The 17,354-nt window shown below is 54.6% G+C and carries 12 protein-coding genes and 1 other RNA gene; 12 read left to right on the top strand and 1 reads right to left on the bottom strand.

Annotated elements, in window-relative coordinates; genetic code table 11:
• Positions 1–84 precede the first annotated feature (84 nt).
• The 6 genes from A3841_RS13975 to A3841_RS13950 all read left to right on the top strand — a co-directional run bounded on the left by A3841_RS13975 (position 85) and on the right by A3841_RS13950 (position 7,963).
• The gene (locus A3841_RS13975) at positions 85–1,461 is read left to right on the top strand and encodes an undecaprenyl-phosphate glucose phosphotransferase (protein WP_073852959.1); all 1,377 of its coding nucleotides are present in this window, start codon (positions 85–87) and stop codon (positions 1,459–1,461) included.
• 100 nt (positions 1,462–1,561) lie between these two features.
• Positions 1,562–2,959 carry a histidine--tRNA ligase gene (gene hisS / locus A3841_RS13970; protein WP_073852958.1) on the top strand — a complete coding sequence of 466 codons (1,398 nt, stop codon included), beginning with the start codon at positions 1,562–1,564 and terminating at the stop codon, positions 2,957–2,959.
• Between the two features lie 2 nt (positions 2,960–2,961).
• The gene (gene hutH, locus A3841_RS13965) at positions 2,962–4,452 is read left to right on the top strand and encodes a histidine ammonia-lyase (RefSeq protein ID WP_073852957.1); all 1,491 of its coding nucleotides are present in this window, start codon (positions 2,962–2,964) and stop codon (positions 4,450–4,452) included.
• A 124-nt stretch (positions 4,453–4,576) separates the two neighbouring features.
• Positions 4,577–6,508, top strand: coding sequence for a T9SS type B sorting domain-containing protein (locus A3841_RS13960; RefSeq protein ID WP_073852956.1), 1,932 nt, complete (start codon positions 4,577–4,579; stop codon positions 6,506–6,508).
• A gap of 107 nt (positions 6,509–6,615) precedes the next feature.
• A complete protein-coding gene (locus A3841_RS13955) occupies positions 6,616–6,951 on the top strand; it encodes a YbaB/EbfC family nucleoid-associated protein (protein WP_073852955.1) in 336 nt (111 codons plus the stop codon).
• Positions 6,941–7,963, top strand: a complete 1,023-nt coding sequence (locus A3841_RS13950) for a glycosyltransferase family 2 protein (RefSeq protein WP_073852954.1) — start codon at positions 6,941–6,943, stop codon at positions 7,961–7,963. The genes A3841_RS13955 and A3841_RS13950 overlap by 11 nt, the downstream gene beginning before the upstream one ends.
• Here A3841_RS13950 and A3841_RS13945 read toward each other — a convergent pair.
• Entirely contained in the window at positions 7,958–8,176 is a 219-nt protein-coding gene (locus A3841_RS13945; protein WP_073852995.1) for a PspC domain-containing protein, read from the bottom strand. The genes A3841_RS13950 and A3841_RS13945 overlap by 6 nt on opposite strands.
• Positions 8,177–8,312: 136 nt before the next feature.
• Between A3841_RS13945 and A3841_RS13940 the strand changes: the two genes are divergently transcribed.
• The 6 genes from A3841_RS13940 (at position 8,313) to ligA (ending at position 17,349) form a co-directional block, all read left to right on the top strand.
• Entirely contained in the window at positions 8,313–10,094 is a 1,782-nt protein-coding gene (locus A3841_RS13940) for a tetratricopeptide repeat protein (RefSeq protein WP_073852953.1), read from the top strand.
• 86 nt (positions 10,095–10,180) lie between these two features.
• Complete coding sequence (locus A3841_RS13935) at positions 10,181–11,164, top strand: pyruvate dehydrogenase complex E1 component subunit beta (protein ID WP_073852952.1); 984 nt, start codon at positions 10,181–10,183, stop codon at positions 11,162–11,164.
• 584 nt (positions 11,165–11,748) lie between these two features.
• Positions 11,749–12,648, top strand: coding sequence for a DUF2279 domain-containing protein (locus A3841_RS13930; protein WP_073852951.1), 900 nt, complete (start codon positions 11,749–11,751; stop codon positions 12,646–12,648).
• Between the two features lie 103 nt (positions 12,649–12,751).
• The gene (locus tag A3841_RS13925; protein ID WP_073852994.1) at positions 12,752–13,705 is read left to right on the top strand and encodes a Smr/MutS family protein; all 954 of its coding nucleotides are present in this window, start codon (positions 12,752–12,754) and stop codon (positions 13,703–13,705) included.
• A gap of 147 nt (positions 13,706–13,852) precedes the next feature.
• Positions 13,853–14,293: RNase P RNA component class A (gene rnpB, locus A3841_RS13920), an RNA gene on the top strand.
• Between the two features lie 1,046 nt (positions 14,294–15,339).
• Entirely contained in the window at positions 15,340–17,349 is a 2,010-nt protein-coding gene (gene ligA, locus A3841_RS13915; RefSeq protein WP_073852950.1) for an NAD-dependent DNA ligase LigA, read from the top strand.
• Positions 17,350–17,354 lie beyond the last annotated feature (5 nt).

Genomic DNA, 17,354 nt, shown 5'->3' with positions numbered 1-17,354 from the left:
AGATTTTAAAAGTATACTTCTACTGTGGGTATAGAGACCTCCACGGTAACTTCTTATATTCGCACCATTCTATAGCGAAAGTCAATGGCTAGTTTCTATTCCAAATACATAAAACTTGTACATACAGTAGGCGATGTAGCCGCAACAGCCATATCCATTTTTGCCGCTTTTCAGTTGAGTGATGCAGCCTACGACCAGTCCCTATACCTGTACGCTCTCCTCTTTTCCCTTACCGGCTGGTTTATCTGCACCAGCCTGCTTGGCACTTATAGAATTTTCCGCGTCGCCAGACGACTCCGTGTGGTACTCACAGCAGTCAAGGCCATACTTCTCTACGTCATCCTGATTGAGGCGGGGCTCAACATCCTGGGCCTGGAGCTAGTCTCGCGCGAGGCACTCCTGTACCACTATGGCATTTTTGCCGGACTGGTAGTGTGCTGGCGGGTTGCCGTCACCACCTGGCTCAGGGTTCATAGAAGGCAAGGCTATAACCTCCGGAAAGTAGTGATAGCCGGCCACAACGAAATGGCCAACGAGCTCCGCAATTTCTTCATCAGCCACCCCGAGTTCGGCTATAAGTTTATGGGTTTCTTTAGCAACAACGGAAAGTCCAAGAACGAAGGGGTGATCGGCTCCATTGCTGATATTGAGGGGTTTGTGCTGGAGCATGAAGTGGATGAAGTATACTGCTGTCCGGACGAGTTGAAGAAGAACGAGGTAAAGCAACTGCTGAACTTTGCCGATGACCACCTGATACGCCTGAAATTTCTGCCGGAGCCAAACAGTTACATCTACCAGCGCTTTAAGGTCGATTTTTACGACGTGCTGCCTGTCATGATGGTACGCAACATCCCCCTGGATGATGTCGTCAACAAGTTTATAAAGAGATCTTTTGATTTATTTTTCTCGCTCTTCGTTATTATTTTCGTCTTATCCTGGCTTCTGCCAATCATTGCCATAGCCATCAAAATAGACTCAAGGGGGCCAGTCTTCTTCAAGCAGATCCGATCTGGCATCGACAACAAGAACTTCGAGTGCTATAAGCTCCGCAGCATGTACATCAACAAAGATGCAAATAAGCTGCTGGCAAAAAGAGGGGATTCCAGGATAACCCGGGTGGGCGCCTTCATCAGAAAAACAAGTATAGACGAACTGCCCCAGTTCTTTAACGTGCTGCTTGGGCAGATGTCCATCGTCGGGCCGCGCCCGCATATGCTGAAGCTGGGGGAGGAATATGCACAGGTAGCGGATAAGTACATGGTGCGCCACTTCATCAAGCCCGGCATTACCGGACTTTCCCAGGTGCGCGGGTACCGTGGGGACACGACCTACTCTTACCAGATCAGGGGCCGCGTGAAGCTCGACATCTTTTACCTGGAGAACTGGTCGTTCTGGCTGGACATGAAAATTATATTCTATACTGTCTACAACGTCGTCAGAGGCGATAAGGCGGCTTTTTAGAAGCATGCCGTAGCTGTCTCCATACTTCTGTAACCTTAGTTGGGGCTTCCCTCCCACATTTGCCCTACTTTTAGTAACTTCGCCGGCAACCCCCAAGAGCATGAGCAAAGAGAAACCATCCATACCGAAAGGAACACGAGATTTTGGCCCGGCCGTGGTGGCCCGGCGTAACTATATTTTCGGCGTCATCAGGCGCACTTTTGAGAAGTATGGCTACCTGCCACTCGAAACCCCTGCCATGGAGCAACTGTCGGTGCTGACGGGCAAGTATGGTGACGAGGGAGATCAGCTGATCTTCAAGATTCTGAACTCCGGCGACTTCCTGGCCAAAACCAAATCCGAGGACATCGAGCAAGGACATAAGCACCTGACGCGCAAAATCTCTGAGAAAGCACTGCGCTACGACCTCACCGTGCCCTTCGCCCGCTTTGTGGTGATGAACCGCAACGAGATCACCTTCCCGTTCAAGCGCTACCAGATACAGCCCGTGTGGCGTGCCGACCGTCCGCAGAAGGGCCGCTACCGTGAGTTTTACCAGTGCGATGCCGACGTGGTGGGCACCAACTCGCTGCTGTGCGAGGCCGAAATCGTGCAGATGATCGACGGCGCGCTGACGGACCTGGGGTTGACGGACTTCACCATCAAAATAAACCACCGCGGTGTGCTGGCCGGTATAGCGGAGGCCATCGGTGAGAAAGGCCGCGAGGGAGATATCTGCGTAGCCATCGACAAGCTGGACAAAATAGGCCGGGATGGTGTGCGCAAAGAGCTGCTGGAGCGTGGCATTACCGAGGCAGCCGTTGGCAAACTGGAGCCGCTCTACGACCTGAACGGCACAAACGAGGAAAAGCTGGCGCAACTGCAAACCATACTTGGCGCCACGGCCGAGGGCGAACGCGGCCTGAATGATCTCCACCAAGTATGGCAATACCTACAGGGGCTGCAGAGCAGAGCACTCATGGCTGAGAACCCATCCGGAGAGCCGCGCCTGATGCTGGACGTAACACTTGCCCGTGGCCTCTCTTACTACACCGGCTGCATTTTCGAGGTGAAGGTAAACAACGTCAGTATGGGCAGCATCAGCGGCGGTGGCCGTTATGATAACCTGACGGGCATGTTCGGCTTGCCGGGCGTGTCGGGCGTAGGCTTCTCCTTCGGGGTAGACCGTATATACGATGTATTGGAGGAGTTGCAACTGTTCCCCGAGAGCAGCCAGCAAAGCACCACAGCCCTGATAGTGCAGTTCGATAAGGCATCCGAAATGTATGCGCTGCCGGTGCTGCAGCAACTGCGCGACGCCGGCATCAGTGCTGAACTGTACCCGGAGCCAGCCAAGTTGAAAAAGCAGATGGGGTATGCTGATCAAAAAAATATCCCCTACGTGATCCTGATTGGCTCCGAGGAAATGGCCTCCGGTAAGCTGAAGCTCCGTGACATGAAGCAGGGCGAGCAGCAGGACCTCACAGTAGCGGACATCATCTCAAAACTTATGCAATAGCCATGGCCCAGGTACACCACATCTCCAGCCAGCACCTGACGCTGGAGCACATTGGCACCATCCTAAAGGAGAACCATACTTTGGCGCTGTCGGAGGAAGCGGAGGAGCGCATTGTACGGTGCCACGCGTATCTGCAGCAGAAAATCACAGGATCGGACCGCAGCATCTACGGCATTAACACGGGCTTCGGCTCGCTCTACGATAAAAAAATATCCCCTGCCGACCTGGAGCAGCTGCAGCGAAACCTGATGATGTCGCATGCCTGCGGCACGGGCGAGGAAGTGCCGCAGGAAATAGTAAAACTGATGCTGCTGCTCAAAGTGCAGTCGCTGGCCTATGGGCACAGCGGCGTGCAGCTGAAAACAGTAAAGCGCCTGATCGACTTCTACAACCGCGAAATATACCCGGTGGTGTACCAGCAAGGTTCTTTAGGAGCCAGCGGCGACCTGGCTCCGCTAGCGCACCTGTGCCTGCCCCTGCTAGGCCTTGGCGAGGTATACTTCCAGGGGATGAAGCTGGAGAGCCGCCATGTACTGGAGATGTTCAGTTGGGATCCCATCGCCCTGAAAGCCAAAGAAGGCCTCGCCCTGCTGAACGGCACGCAGTTCATGAGCGCCTACGGGGTGTATAACCTACTGATGGCCAAGCGCCTTGTGCGACAGGCGGATCTTGTGAGTGCCTTATCATTGGATGCCTATGACGGACGCATAGAACCATTCAACCAACTCATACACCAGGTACGGCCGCACCGAGGGCAGCTGCAGACGGCGGAGGTGATGCGGGGGTTGTTAACGGGCAGCCAATTGATAGAACAGGAGAAGCAGCACGTGCAGGACCCCTACTCTTTCCGCTGCATTCCGCAGGTACACGGAGCCAGTAAAGATGCCTTGAATTACGTGGAGCAGGTGTTTCTGACCGAGATCAACTCCGTAACCGATAACCCCAACATCTTCCCGGAGGAGGATGAAATCATTTCGGGCGGCAACTTTCATGGGCAGCCGCTGGCATTGGCGCTCGACTTTATGGCCATTGCCGTGGCCGAGCTGGGCAGCATCTCCGAGCGCAGAACCTACCAGCTCATCTCCGGGCAGCGGGGCCTGCCAGCGTTTTTAGTAGCGGAGCCGGGCCTTAATTCCGGGTTCATGATCAGCCAGTACACGGCCGCCTCCATCGTGAGCCAGAGCAAGCAACTTTGCACACCGGCTTCGGTAGATACCATCCCCTCCTCGCATAACCAGGAGGACCATGTCAGTATGGGCGCCAACGCGGCCACCAAGGCATACCAGGTGGTGCACAACACGGAGCGCGTGCTGGCCATTGAGCTGATGAATGCCGTCCAGGCGCTGGACTTCCGCAGGCCGCTCCAATCCTCGGAGCCGCTGGAGCAACTGGTGAAGGCCTACCGCGAGCAGGTACCCTTCGTTTCCACGGACCGCGTACTGCACCACGACATCAAGCAGAGCATCCACTTCCTGAGGGATTATTCGTTGTAAATCATACTTTTAAAGTATAAAAAGGCTTTGCCATAGTTCTGGCAAAGCCTTTTGTTTTAGGGGTTGCTAAACTTTTATGCTGTACTTTTATTAGCTTGATCGTAAAGGCAATAAAAAGATCCGCTTGAGATACCTGCTTTCCATATGGTTTATACTTTTAGCCAATGCTGCCTGGGCGCAGGACGATAGGTGCATAGCTGCACTTAATGCCGCGGGGGAGGAAATAGACGTGCTTTGCGTGGGGCAAGAAGTAACCTTCAAGGACTGCCACGACAAGGCTGATGACGACAAGGAGTACTATATCTTTGACTACAAAGGCGAGTCGCCCATCCCCACGCCTGCCACAACCAATAAAAAGCACACCTACACGGCACCAGGCAGGTACAAAGTTCTGCAGATAGCAAACTACGGCAGCAACATCTCCACCGATACTATATCAAAAGTATTTGAGGTGAAGGCCGCACCCGAGCCAGTCTTTACCTCCCGGAGCTGCGCCAGCGGCGCCGTTTCCTTTACCATCACGGACCCCGTTTACGATAGTTATACTTTTGATTTCGGGGATGGCACAACCGAGGAGGCAGACGGCAGCAGCACCATCACCCATACGTATACTTCCCAGGGAGACTTCACTGTGAAGCTAACCGGCAGCTACGCGGGCGTTTCCTGCAGCAACACCAGCACCCAAACCGCCTCCACCCTCCCCCTGCTCGACGAAGACAACCCCACCCAGATAGACAAGGTGACGGTGCTGGAGCAGGGAGAAAACGGAAGTGTACAGCTGGAACTGTCCAAACTGGTGCCAGGGTACTCCTACGTAGTGGAGCAGTTCACCGGCGATTTCAGAGAGCTTTACCGGGAGATCTACCTCATACAGAACGTTACCGGCGGCACCCTCACGCAAACCATCAGCGGGGTTAACACCTCCGAAGGCACCTGGTACCTGGTGCGCCCTGTGGATGCCTGCGGCACGGTATTCCGGAATACCAACGTGGTCAGCGGCATCTCGCTTAATGTACAGCCAGACGAGCAGCAGGTTGATCTGAACTGGGAGTACTCCCCCGATTTCACGGCCTTTGAAGTATACCGTAACGGTACTTTATTGCAAACCCTACCCGGCTCCGCCACTTCCTACACCGATACCGAAGTTACCTGCGCCCAGACCTACAGCTATTATGTGGTAGGAACGGGCACAGACCCGCAGGGCGACCGCTATACTTCCGTGTCCGCCACCCTGGCTGCGGAGGTTACTTCCACCCTTATACCGGATGCGCCCTACCTGCTCTCCAGTTTTAACCTGAACAATCAGGTAGAACTCACGTTGCAATTGCCGGAGGGCGAACAGCTGCGCATGGCAAGCATCGAGAAAAGTATAAACGGAGCCACCTTCAGGCAACAGACCCAAACGCAACAGACAAGTGTACTGGATGAAAGTATGAACGGCCAGCCTGTCTGTTACCGCAGCACCTTCACCAACCTCTGCGGCAACACCTCCCCCACAAGCAATGTCACCTGCCCGGTTATACTTGCAGCCGAGCAGCGAACGGACGGAAGCATAGACCTTACCTGGTCTGCCTTCAGCGGCTTTCCGGATGGCATGGGACAGTATACGGTGGAGTTGCTGGACGAGAGCGGCAGCGTGGTGACAAGCTACCCTGCCACCGGCCGCAGCTACACCGACGTGACCCTGAGCAAGGAGCTGCCCGTGCTCCGCTACCGCATCAGGGCCACTTCTCAAAACGGCACAGGCATGTCGTACTCTAATTTAGTGGAAGTGGAGCAACAGGCACTCGTCTACATCCCGAGTGCTTTCACGCCCAACGGGGATGGCCTGAACGATGTGTTCGAGATCAAAGGGAAGTTCTACAGCGGCTATACCTTGCGGGTCTATAACCGCTCCGGCAACGTGGTATATGAGGGCTCCGAGGCAGACGCCGCCTGGGACGGCACCCAAAACGGGCGTGAGATTCCGGCAGGCGCCTACGCCTACGAGATCTCCTTCCAAACCAGTTTCGGCACGACCAAAAAAAGAACGGGCACCATTACCCTGTTGCGGTAACAACCCCTCGTGACGCAAGTATAAAAGGCATTTAAAAAGAGTGCGTATATTTGTAAGTATAAAGGCTAACGCAACGTTATCTAACACTACCTTATAAAGAAGAAACTATGTTTGATATGATGGGCATGATGGGCAAAATCAAAGAAGCCCAGGCCAAAATGAAGGAGGCGCAGGAGAAACTCAAGGACATCAGCGTAACCGCAGAGTCGGGTGCGGGCCTGGTGAAGGCCACGGTGAACGGCCAGCGCCAGCTCCTGAAAATAGAGATCGATGAGTCGATCCTGAATGCGGATGACCGCGAGATGGTGAACGATCTAGTCGTAGCCGCAGTGAACAACGCCATGCTGACCGCCGGTGAGCGCGCCCAGGAGGAGTTGCGTAAATCTACCGAAGGCCTTATCCCGAACATTCCCGGACTAGACCTCGGCAGCTTTGGACTATAAACACCCGCACACGGCCGTTGTCATACTTAACTGGAACGGCCTGAAGCATTTACAACAGTTCCTGCCATCGGTGGTGGCCAACAGCGGCCATGCTGAGATCATTGTGGCTGACAACGCCTCCACCGATGGCTCCATTCCTTTTCTGCAGGAGCACTTCCCGCAGGTGCGCCTCATCCTGCTGTCTGAAAACTTTGGCTTTTGCGAAGGCTATAACAAGGCGCTGGCGCAGGTAGACGCCACGTACTGCGTGCTGCTGAACTCCGATGTGGAGGTGCCTCCGGGCTGGACCGAGCCGATCATCCAGTTGATGGAGCAGGACGCAAGTATAGCCGTGTGCCAGCCCAAGATACTGGCGCAGCAGCACCCGGGCTACTTTGAGTATGCCGGCGCGGGTGGCGGCATGCTGGATGTGCTGGCCTACCCCTACTGCCGTGGCCGCCTGTTCGAGACGCTGGAGGAGGACAAGGGGCAGTACGACGATGTGCAGGAGGTGTTCTGGGCAACCGGGGCCTGTATGTTTGTCCGTGCCGATGTCTTTAAGCAGCTGGGGGGACTGGAGCCGGCCTTTTTTGCCCATATGGAGGAAATAGACTTCTGCTGGCGGGCTAAAAATGCGGGATATAAGGTGATGTATAATGGCCACAGCCGCGTGTACCACGTAGGAGGCGGCACGCTGCACAAGTCTAACCCACGCAAAACGTATTTAAATTTCCGGAACGGGCTGGCGCTGCTCTTCAAAAACATCCCCTCCAGGGAACTTGGAATGGCCCTGCTGCTGCGGGTGCTCCTGGACTGGGTGGCCGCGCTGCGGATGTTCGTGGCTGGTCAGCATAAAGATGCCAGGGCGGTGCTGGATGCCCATGCCGACCTGTTGCGCCACAATGCCTACTGGCGGCGGCGGCGGAAGGAGCAGCAGCCCAAGGGCAATTTCCCGTACATCAGCGGCGTTTACAAAGGCAGTATCGTGTGGCAGTATTTTATCCGGCAGAAGCGGACGGTGCAGGAGCTATAGGTCCCAGACGGTGCTGCGCTCGCGGCGGAGGTGCTTGCGCACATTCATCCAGAAGGCCAGCATCAGGTAAAGGATAACCGGCGAGCCCATGGTAAGGAAAGACACGTAGATGAACGTGAGGCGGATGCTACTGGAGGCAAAGCCCAGCTTCTCTCCAAGCATCGCGCATACGCCAAAAGCCTGTGATTCGATAAAGTACTGAAGCCGTTTCATGATCATCTGATTAAAGTTCTAAATTATACTTTGTTCCCCAAAAATCAAAATAAGCGAAGCCCGGGAAGTATAACCATAACGTGAAAACATACTTGGTGGTGTACCCTACCTTTACGGCAAGCGAAAAAAACAGGACATGCAACAGTACAAAAAAAGTAGTAACCTCTTCCTTCTCCTCACCCTCGGCATAGGCGTGGGCACCTCCGGCTGCACCCTGCAGCGCATGGTAAAAACCGCCGAAAAACACCAGCAGGTAACGGTGGAGCCCTCCCCGCTGGCAACCAACGGCGAGAGTGTAAACTTTGAACTGAGGGCACAAGTTCCCGAAAAACTTATCCGGGAGAAAGAAGTGTACAAACTGGACGTGTTCTACGAGTACGGAGACCAGAAGCGCGAGAACATCGGCACTTACAATTTCGAGTTTGGCGAGTTCGTGTATGAGGACAGGAAGCCGACCATCACCAGGCAACTCTCCTTTCCCTACGCCCCCGAGAAAGCAACCGGTCGCCTGATGGTACAGGGCCGCGCCATCGACAAGAAGGACAACGACATCGCTTACACCGACCCAAAACAGGTGGCCACAGGCCTGAACACCACGCCGCTGCTGCTGGTGCGCAACAACGACTTCACGTTTACGCCCGATAAGTATGCCGAAGAAGCCGACAGCACCGGAAAGCTGGTCTTCTACTTTGAGCAGAACCAGCACAAGCTCGATGACCTGTCGGACGAGAAGCTGAAGGTGCTGAACCAGTATGCGCTGGATAACGTGCCATCCCAAACCATAAAAATTACGGGCATGCGTGCCCCCGGCGAGAAAAACAGTAACCTGGCACAAAAGCGCGCCCAAACGCTGGAGCAGCATTACCGCCAGAAAGCAAAGGCCCTGGACTACAGCAACAAGAAGGTAGCGATAACCACCGAGGTGCAGGAGAACATTGTGCCGGTGCTGGTGCAGAAGTTGGAGACAACCGCCCTACCAAAGGCGCAGAAGCAGGAGGTGCTGGCCATACTTCAGGGGGAGCAGAGCGAGCAGGAGAAACTACAGGCACTGGAGCAGACGGAGGCTTATGCATACTTGCAAAAGTATGTGTACCCAAGTCTGCAGACAGCACAGGTGGAGTTTGACTACAACCGCAGTCGCCGCCCCGACTACGAGATTTATGTATTGGCAAAGCGCATCGCCAACGGGGAGGCAGACGCCGACGTGCTGACCGAGGAGGAACTGCAGCATGCCGCCACCCTCACCCCTATCCTGGCCGAGAAGCGCAAATTGTACGAGGCCGCCGTTAAAACCACGGATAAGTGGCCGGCTTATTACAACCTGGGCGTGGTGTACACCAACATGGCACAGAAAGATTACCGCCCGGAAGCCAGGAAGGCCTTGCTCGAGAAAGCCATCCACAACCTGACCTTCGCCGGCTACCGCAACCCCACCGCCAAAGTATACTACAGCCTGGCCAGCGCCTATCACCAGTTGGGCAAGTATGAGCAGGCCCTGGAGAACTATAACTATGCCGTTACCTTAGGGGGCGAGGAAGCGATGCTGCAGTCCATTTTTGCAGATAAGGCAGCGCTGGAGATCGAGACGGGCAGGTATGATGACGCCATTGCGAGCCTGCGCTACGCCGGCGACAGCTACCAGACCAACATGAACCTGGGCCTGAGCTACCTGCTGAAGGAGAACTATGAAGGGGCTGAGGAGTTTTACCTGAAGGCGCTGGAGCGAAAGCCGGACGATGCGCTGGCCTACTACAGCCTTGCCATCATTGGCGCACGCACCCAGGACGAGGAGATGCTGGAGCAGGGACTGCGCCGCGCCGTGAACGCCGATAGCGATTATACGCAAAAAGCCATCAGCGACATGGAGTTTGAGGCTTACCGCGACAAGCCGGCGTACAAAGAGGCACTGATTCGGTAGCACGAGCGGCAAAAAGGCCGGTATGCCTTGTAAATTGATAGAGTTATCTTAATTTTACCGACTGAACCGAGAATATAACATCTGAAATGCGAAGTATACAGTTTAGAGAAGCCCTCCGCGAAGCAATGTCGGAGGAAATGCGCCGCGACGAGCGCGTGTTTCTGATGGGCGAAGAAGTAGCCGAGTACAACGGAGCCTATAAAGTGAGCCAGGGCATGCTGGACGAGTTCGGACCGGAGCGTGTGATCGATACCCCGATCGCCGAGCTTGGCTTTGCCGGTATCGGCGTGGGTGCTGCCATGAACGGCCTGCGCCCTATCATTGAGTTCATGACCTTCAACTTCTCGTTGGTGGCCATCGACCAGGTGATCAACTCTGCTGCCAAGGTGATGTCCATGTCTGGCGGCCAGTACGGTGCCCCCATGGTATTCCGTGGCCCTACAGGTAGCGCCGGCATGCTGTCATCCCAGCACTCGCAGAACTTCGAGAACTGGTATGCCAACACGCCAGGTCTGAAAGTGATCGTGCCCTCTAACCCCTACGATGCCAAAGGCCTGCTAAAGTCCGCCATCCGCGATAACGACCCGGTGATCTTCATGGAGTCGGAGCAAATGTACGGCGACAAAGGCGAGGTACCAGAGGAGGAATACCTGATCCCGATCGGCGTAGCAGATATAAAGCGCGAAGGCTCTGACGTGACCATCGTTTCTTTCGGTAAGATGATGAAGGTGGCCCTGGCTGCTGCCGAGGAACTGGCCAAAGACGGCATTAACGCCGAGGTGATCGACCTGCGCACCGTGCGCCCGATCGACTACAAAACACTGGTGGAGTCTGTGAAGAAGACAAACCGCATGGTGGTGGTAGAAGAGGCCTGGCCATTGGCTTCCATCTCTGCAGAACTGGCGTACCACATCCAGAGCAACGCGTTTGACTACATGGATGCGCCGGTAAAACGCGTAACGTGCCGCGACGTGCCGCTTCCTTACGCCCCAACCCTGATCGAGGCGTCGCTGCCAAACGTAGCACGTACCATCGAGGCTGTTAAATCAGTAATGTACAAGAAAGCATAAGTATAAATTGCTTTAGAACATACCCGCAGCGGCGGAGCAGAGATGCTTCGCCGCTGTTGTTTTTGGACCTGCCGGGAAGAGGGTGTGCAGTTGGGATATTCCCTGCTCGTTCTCAGCTTCACCCCTCCCCAACCCTCCCCTAAAAACAGGGGAGGGAGCTATACTTGCTTCTACCAAAGTATAAATTCTATAGTTGCTGTTACCGTGCGGACAGGTCGCGACCTGTCCCTACAAAGTATAAACCCACCCCAACCCCTCCCGAGAGGGGAATTCGGGAACGATTATCATCCCCCTGCCCCCTTCGAAGGGGGACTTTGGTTCTTCGAGCTCCGTCAGCCGCTGCTATCGAATCAGATCCCAGCCTTTGGGTTGAGCGCCTATGCGAGTTTTTCCGGTGACTTAGGGAGGCACAAGCCAGAGAAGTATAAAGTATAGCCAAAGTATAAGTATGGCTTTTCAAGCCAATCGGGTTGCAAACCCGACGCCATCATAGGATACAAGTCTGAAGACTTGCACCATGGAGGAAGCCAAGTATAAAAGTATAGCAACTAATTAAAACCTGAAATCCCCTATCTTTGCCCCTGATGCGCCAGCGATACATCCTATACTTGCTACTCCTGCTGCTTTGCCTGCCACGCCTAAGTATGGCGCAGGCCGAGATTGATACAACAGCTGTGAACAACAAGCGTTTGCTGGTGCTGGGCTCCACGTTTGCCGTTGGCTATACCTCGCTGCTGCTCTCCCTCAACAAGGCCTGGTACTCCCAAGAAGACAAAACGGATTTCCATTGGTTTACCGACAACAGGCAGTGGAAGCAGATGGACAAGGTGGGGCACTTCTGGGGCGCGTTCCACCAGAGCCGCGCCGGGATCGACATGCTGCGTTGGGCGGGAGTGCCGGAGAAGAAAGCCGTACTTTACGGCGGATTATTAGGCGTGGCGCTGCAAACACCCATTGAAGTTTTTGATGGATACCAGGCGGATTACGGGGCCTCTGTGGGCGATATGGTTGCGAACACCGTAGGTTCAGCGGCCGTGGTGGCACAGGAGTTGGCCTGGCAGGAGGTGCGTGTCATGCCGAAGTACTCTTTCCACACCACGCGCTATGCCGATATGCGCCCCAACGTGCTGGGCAGCAGCCTCGGCGAGCAGGCCCTGAAAGACTACAACGGGCAAACGTACTGGCTGTCGGTGGACGTGGGCGCTTTTCTGAAAGAGGAAAGCAGGTACCCCAGGTGGCTTAACATCGCTGTGGGCTACGGCGCACAGGAGATGGTCTTTAACGACCCGGAGTCCAACGCCGTCGCCGGGCTGGATGCGTACCGGCAATATTACCTCAGTCCCGACCTCAACCTGATGCACTTCAAAGGCCGCAGCAAAGTATGGAACACCGCCCTCTATGTGCTCAGCATCATCAAAATACCGGCGCCAACCTTAGAGTATAACCGCAAACATGGCCTGAAGCTGCACCCGCTGTACTTCTAAGGCCCATCATCCCAGTCCAAAAACCCGTATCTTTGTTACAGGGTGATTGCCCCGCTATACTTTGGAGGCGATCAACGAAAAACTAATAACTAACAACGAAACTATGAACGTAGGAGACCGTGTGCGCCTGATGTCCGGACGCGAGGAGGGCATCATCACGCGCCTTTTAGATAATAACCTGGTAGAGGTAGCCATCGACAACGATTTCACCATACCTGTGGCCAGGCGTGAAGTGGTTGTAATAGCTGCCGAGGAGCAAAAGTACATGCACCAAGACGAGACTGCCATTCAGCCATCCAAGCGCAAAGAGCCTGTTGCCCCGGTACTGGCCGCGCAGGGGGTTTACCTGGCGCTGGTGCATCAGTCGGATGAGCTGCTGGCGGTAACGGTGGTGAACAACTCGGATTACGACGTGCTGTTTACCAGCGGTGAGGAGCGCGAGAAAAACTACCGTGGCCTGCAAAACGACAAGCTGGCCCCGAAGGCCACCCGCGTAATCACGCACTACCACCTGAAGGAGTTCGAGAAGTGGCCAAACCTGCTGATTCAGTTCATCCAGCACCGCAACGGCAGCCCTACCCTCTTCGAGCCGGTGGTAAAGCGCGTGCAATTTAAGGCCAGCAGCTTCTACAAGAGCAAGCGCACCGCGCCCGTGCTCAACAAGGAAGCCTACCTGTTCCAACTCGACCAGAAGCCTGTTTCCGTGAACCCGGACAAGATAAAGGAGCAACTGGCGGAGGGCGTAGAAAAAAGCGAGAATTTTAAGCTCACGGCACCGGAGCATGAGGTAGACCTGCACATCGAAAAGCTGGTAGACGACCACAGTGGCATGAGCAACAGTGCTATCCTAAAGATTCAGCTGGAGCGTTTCCAGGATGCGCTGGACCGGGCCATGGCTACCAACATGCACGAGATCGTGTTCATCCACGGCTCCGGAAACGGCGTGCTGCGCAAGGAGCTGCAGAAAATCCTGAGCCGCGTACCCGGCATCAAGTACTTCGAAGACGCCCGCAAAGAGAAGTTCGGCTACGGCGCTACATTGGTGAGACTGAAGTGAGTTAGAAAGTTAGAAGGTTAAAAAGTTAGAAATTGGAGCGTGCTTATCTGAATCTATAACTTTCCAACCTTCTAACTTTTTAACCTTCTAACTAATGCGAACCTCCGGTTCGCTAATTGTGTTATCTTTGCATTGAACAAAGTATCAACGGTGAGCCGTCTTATCGCTGCCCCTTTGGGGGAGAGGAAAGTCCGGGCAACACAGAGCATCCTACTTCCTAACGGGAAGGGTCCTGCGCAAGTGGGATACAGCCAGTGCCACAGAAAATAACCGCCGGGCTAATTATAATGTCGAATGATGAATGACTAATTATTCATTATTAATTAATCATTATTGATTCGTCCGGTAAGGGTGAAAAGGTGCGGTAAGAGCGCACCAGCGGCTGGGTGACCAGTCCGGCTGGGTAAACCTTAGGAGTTGAAAGACCAAATAGGCCGGCAGCGTCTCGCTTCGGCGGGGCTAAGGGCTGCTCGTCCGATGTCGGTGGGTAGGTCGATGGAGCCTGTGCGCGAGTGCAGGCCTAGATAAATGATAAGACGTTGGGTGCAAGCCCAGCGACAGAACCCGGCTTACAGGCTCATCGTTGATGTTTTGTTTTACTTTCTCTGGTAAGCATTTATACTTTCCAGCTGCTCTCATGGCGCAAATATGCTCGCCGAATTTTCCTCCACTACTTTTCCCAACTTAGTTGAATTGTTCACTCAAGGAAAGTGTCGTTTCAATCTCTTTTTTTGTCATCCTGCTTCTTGTGGGACGGGAGGTGAAGCCGAGGCTTTGAAAAGTATAGTTTTCATAGTTACCGTTGTCCAACCACCCCTGCCCCTCCTTATCCAAGGAGGGGAGCCTGCTGTTACTCATGCCAAAGTATAAGTTGCATAGGTGCTGTTCTTGCGTGGACAGGTCGCGACCTGTCCCTACAAAGTATGAACCCACCCCCTTTCCCCTCTAAGGAGGGGAATTCTGTACTTGCTATAATTTACTTTATTGTCATCTCGAGCAGCTCGAGAAATCTATCTGGAATTCTATAGAGATCTCTCATTTCATTCGAGATGACAAAAGCTGTGGCTATCGAACTGAACCCAGTTTTTCTGTGAGGCGCCTATGCGAGTTTTTCCGGTGCCGAACGATAGTGAGGCATTGCGACGTCAGGAGCAAAGGAAAAGCTCCCAGCGCGATGCCCAAAGGCGAGCCCTCTCGGGCTTGAGAGCACCAAAGTCAGAAATGCAACAGTAGGCTTGTGGGGCTGGAGGATCAGCGGAAGCAAGAAAGTATAGCTTGTGTCCGATTGAAGGAAGCCGAGGCTATGGAAGTATAAGTATGGCCAGAGTATAAGGTAGCCTCACGCGGATTGCAAATCCAAAAGGGCGGTGGGCTAGGAAAGTAAAAACTATGGCCAAAGTATAAATATGGCTCTGTAAGTCAGCTGGGTTGCAAACCCAACATTATAGTAAGCACGAGCTGCAAACTTACGCCAGCAGAGAAAGGCTTGTGTCATAGATATGGCAAAGGCATCAGCGTACGCTTACGCCATAACACAGAAGTTCCTTATACGATAAATCCTCCTCATCCCCTCATCAAGCCAATCCGCTTTCAGACAAATTCCCTATTTTTACAGGAAGTATAAAGCACAAGGAATGGCAACGACACAAGACCCGGCCCTGGAGATACAGGAGCTGACGCAGAAAATAAATCACCTGAATTACCAGTATTACCAGAACAGCGTTTCGGAAGTATCCGACTTTGAGTTCGATCAGCTGCTGAAGCGGCTGGAGGCGTTGGAGGCCCAATATCCGGAGCTGCGCCAGCCGCACTCCCCTACTCTGCGGGTGGGCGGCACGATCACCAAAAACTTCGGGACCGTTTACCACCGCTGGCCCATGCTCTCGCTCAGCAATACCTATTCCGAGGAGGAGCTGCGTGAGTTTGATAAGCGTGTGCGCAAAGCCGTGGGCGATGAGGTAGAGTATGTCTGCGAGCAAAAATTCGACGGCGTGGCCATCAGCCTGACCTACGAGAACGGAAAGTTTGTGCAGGGCGCTACCCGTGGCGACGGCACCAGGGGCGACAACATCACGGCCAACGTACGCACTATCCGCGATGTGCCCCTGCAGGCGCACGGCAAAAATTATCCGGACCTGTTTGAGGTGCGCGGCGAAGTGTTCATGCCGCTGCAGGTGTTCGAGCAGCTCAACGCCGAGCGCGAGGAAGCAGGCGAGCAGCTGCTGGCAAACCCGCGCAACGCCACCTCCGGCACCCTCAAGCAACAGGACTCCGCTATTGTAGCCAGCCGCAAACTGGGCTGCTTCTCTTACAGCTTCCACACCGACAAAAGTGCTTTTGACACCCATTCGGAGAGCCTTCAGGCCATCCAGAAGTGGGGCTTCAAAGTGTCGGACACCTGGCGCAAGTGCGGTAGCATGGAGGAGGTGCTGGCCTACATCAACGAGTGGGAGAAACGCCGTCACGAGCTGCCCATTGCTACCGATGGCGTGGTGGTGAAGGTGAACAGCTACGCCCTGCAGGAGGAGCTGGGTTTTACGGCCAAGAGCCCGCGCTGGGCCATTGCCTACAAGTATGCCGCCGAGAATGTCGCTACCCAGCTGCACGGCATACAATACCAGGTGGGCCGCACGGGAGCTGTTACGCCGGTAGCCTTACTGGAACCCGTCCAGCTGGCAGGAACCGTGGTAAAACGCGCTTCGGTGCACAATGCCAACGAGATGCAGCGGCTGGACCTGCGCTTAGGTGACACCGTGTTTGTGGAAAAAGGCGGCGAGATCATTCCTAAAATAACTGGTGTGGACTTTGAAAAACGTCCTGCCGATAGCCAGCCTATTCTCTACCCGACCAACTGCCCGGCCTGCGGCACGGAGCTGGTCCGTTCTGAAGGCGAGGCCCAGTTTTATTGCCCGAACGAGAAAAGCTGCGAGCCCCAGATACTGGCGAAGCTGGAGCACTTTATCGCCCGCAAGGCCATGAACGTGGATGAGCTGGGTCCCAAAACCTTAGAGCAGCTCTACAAGGCTGGCTACGTGCGCAATGCCGCGGACCTTTACGACCTCACCTTTGAGCAGCTGGTGCCGCTGGAGCGTATGGGAGAGAAATCGGCCAACAACATTCTCCAGAGCCTGGAGAAATCAAAAGGGACGGCCTATGACCGCGTTTTATTTGCGCTGGGCATTCGTTTTGTGGGCAGCACGGTGGCTAAAAAGCTGGCCGAGGAACTGCCCGACCTGGAGGCCCTGCGCGGTGCCACCTACGAAGAGCTTATCGCCATCAACGAGATCGGCGACCGCATCGCCCAATCCATCCTGGCATACTTCCAGGACCCGGACCATGTGCAGTTGGTGGAGCGCCTGAAGGCAGCCGGCCTCAAGTTTAAATCCGAGAGAACCACTCCTGACGTGCAGAGTGACCGCTTGGAGGGTATGACGTTTGTGATTTCGGGCGTGTTCCAGAGCATAAGCCGCGAGGAGCTGCAGCAGCTGATCATCAGCCACGGCGGCAAAGTGGTGAGCTCCATATCCAAGAAGCTCTCCTACCTGGTGGCCGGCGACAAAATGGGTCCATCCAAGCTGGAGAAGGCGGAGAAGCTGGGCGTGAACATGCTCTCAGAAGGGGAGTTTCTGGCGATGATCGGGTAAAAGAG

Source organism: Pontibacter flavimaris, assembly GCF_001907195.1.
In the GTDB taxonomy this organism is placed as follows: domain Bacteria; phylum Bacteroidota; class Bacteroidia; order Cytophagales; family Hymenobacteraceae; genus Pontibacter; species Pontibacter flavimaris.
The sequence above is the reverse complement of the archived record's forward strand: the minus strand, read 5'-3'. Positions and strand labels throughout refer to the sequence as shown.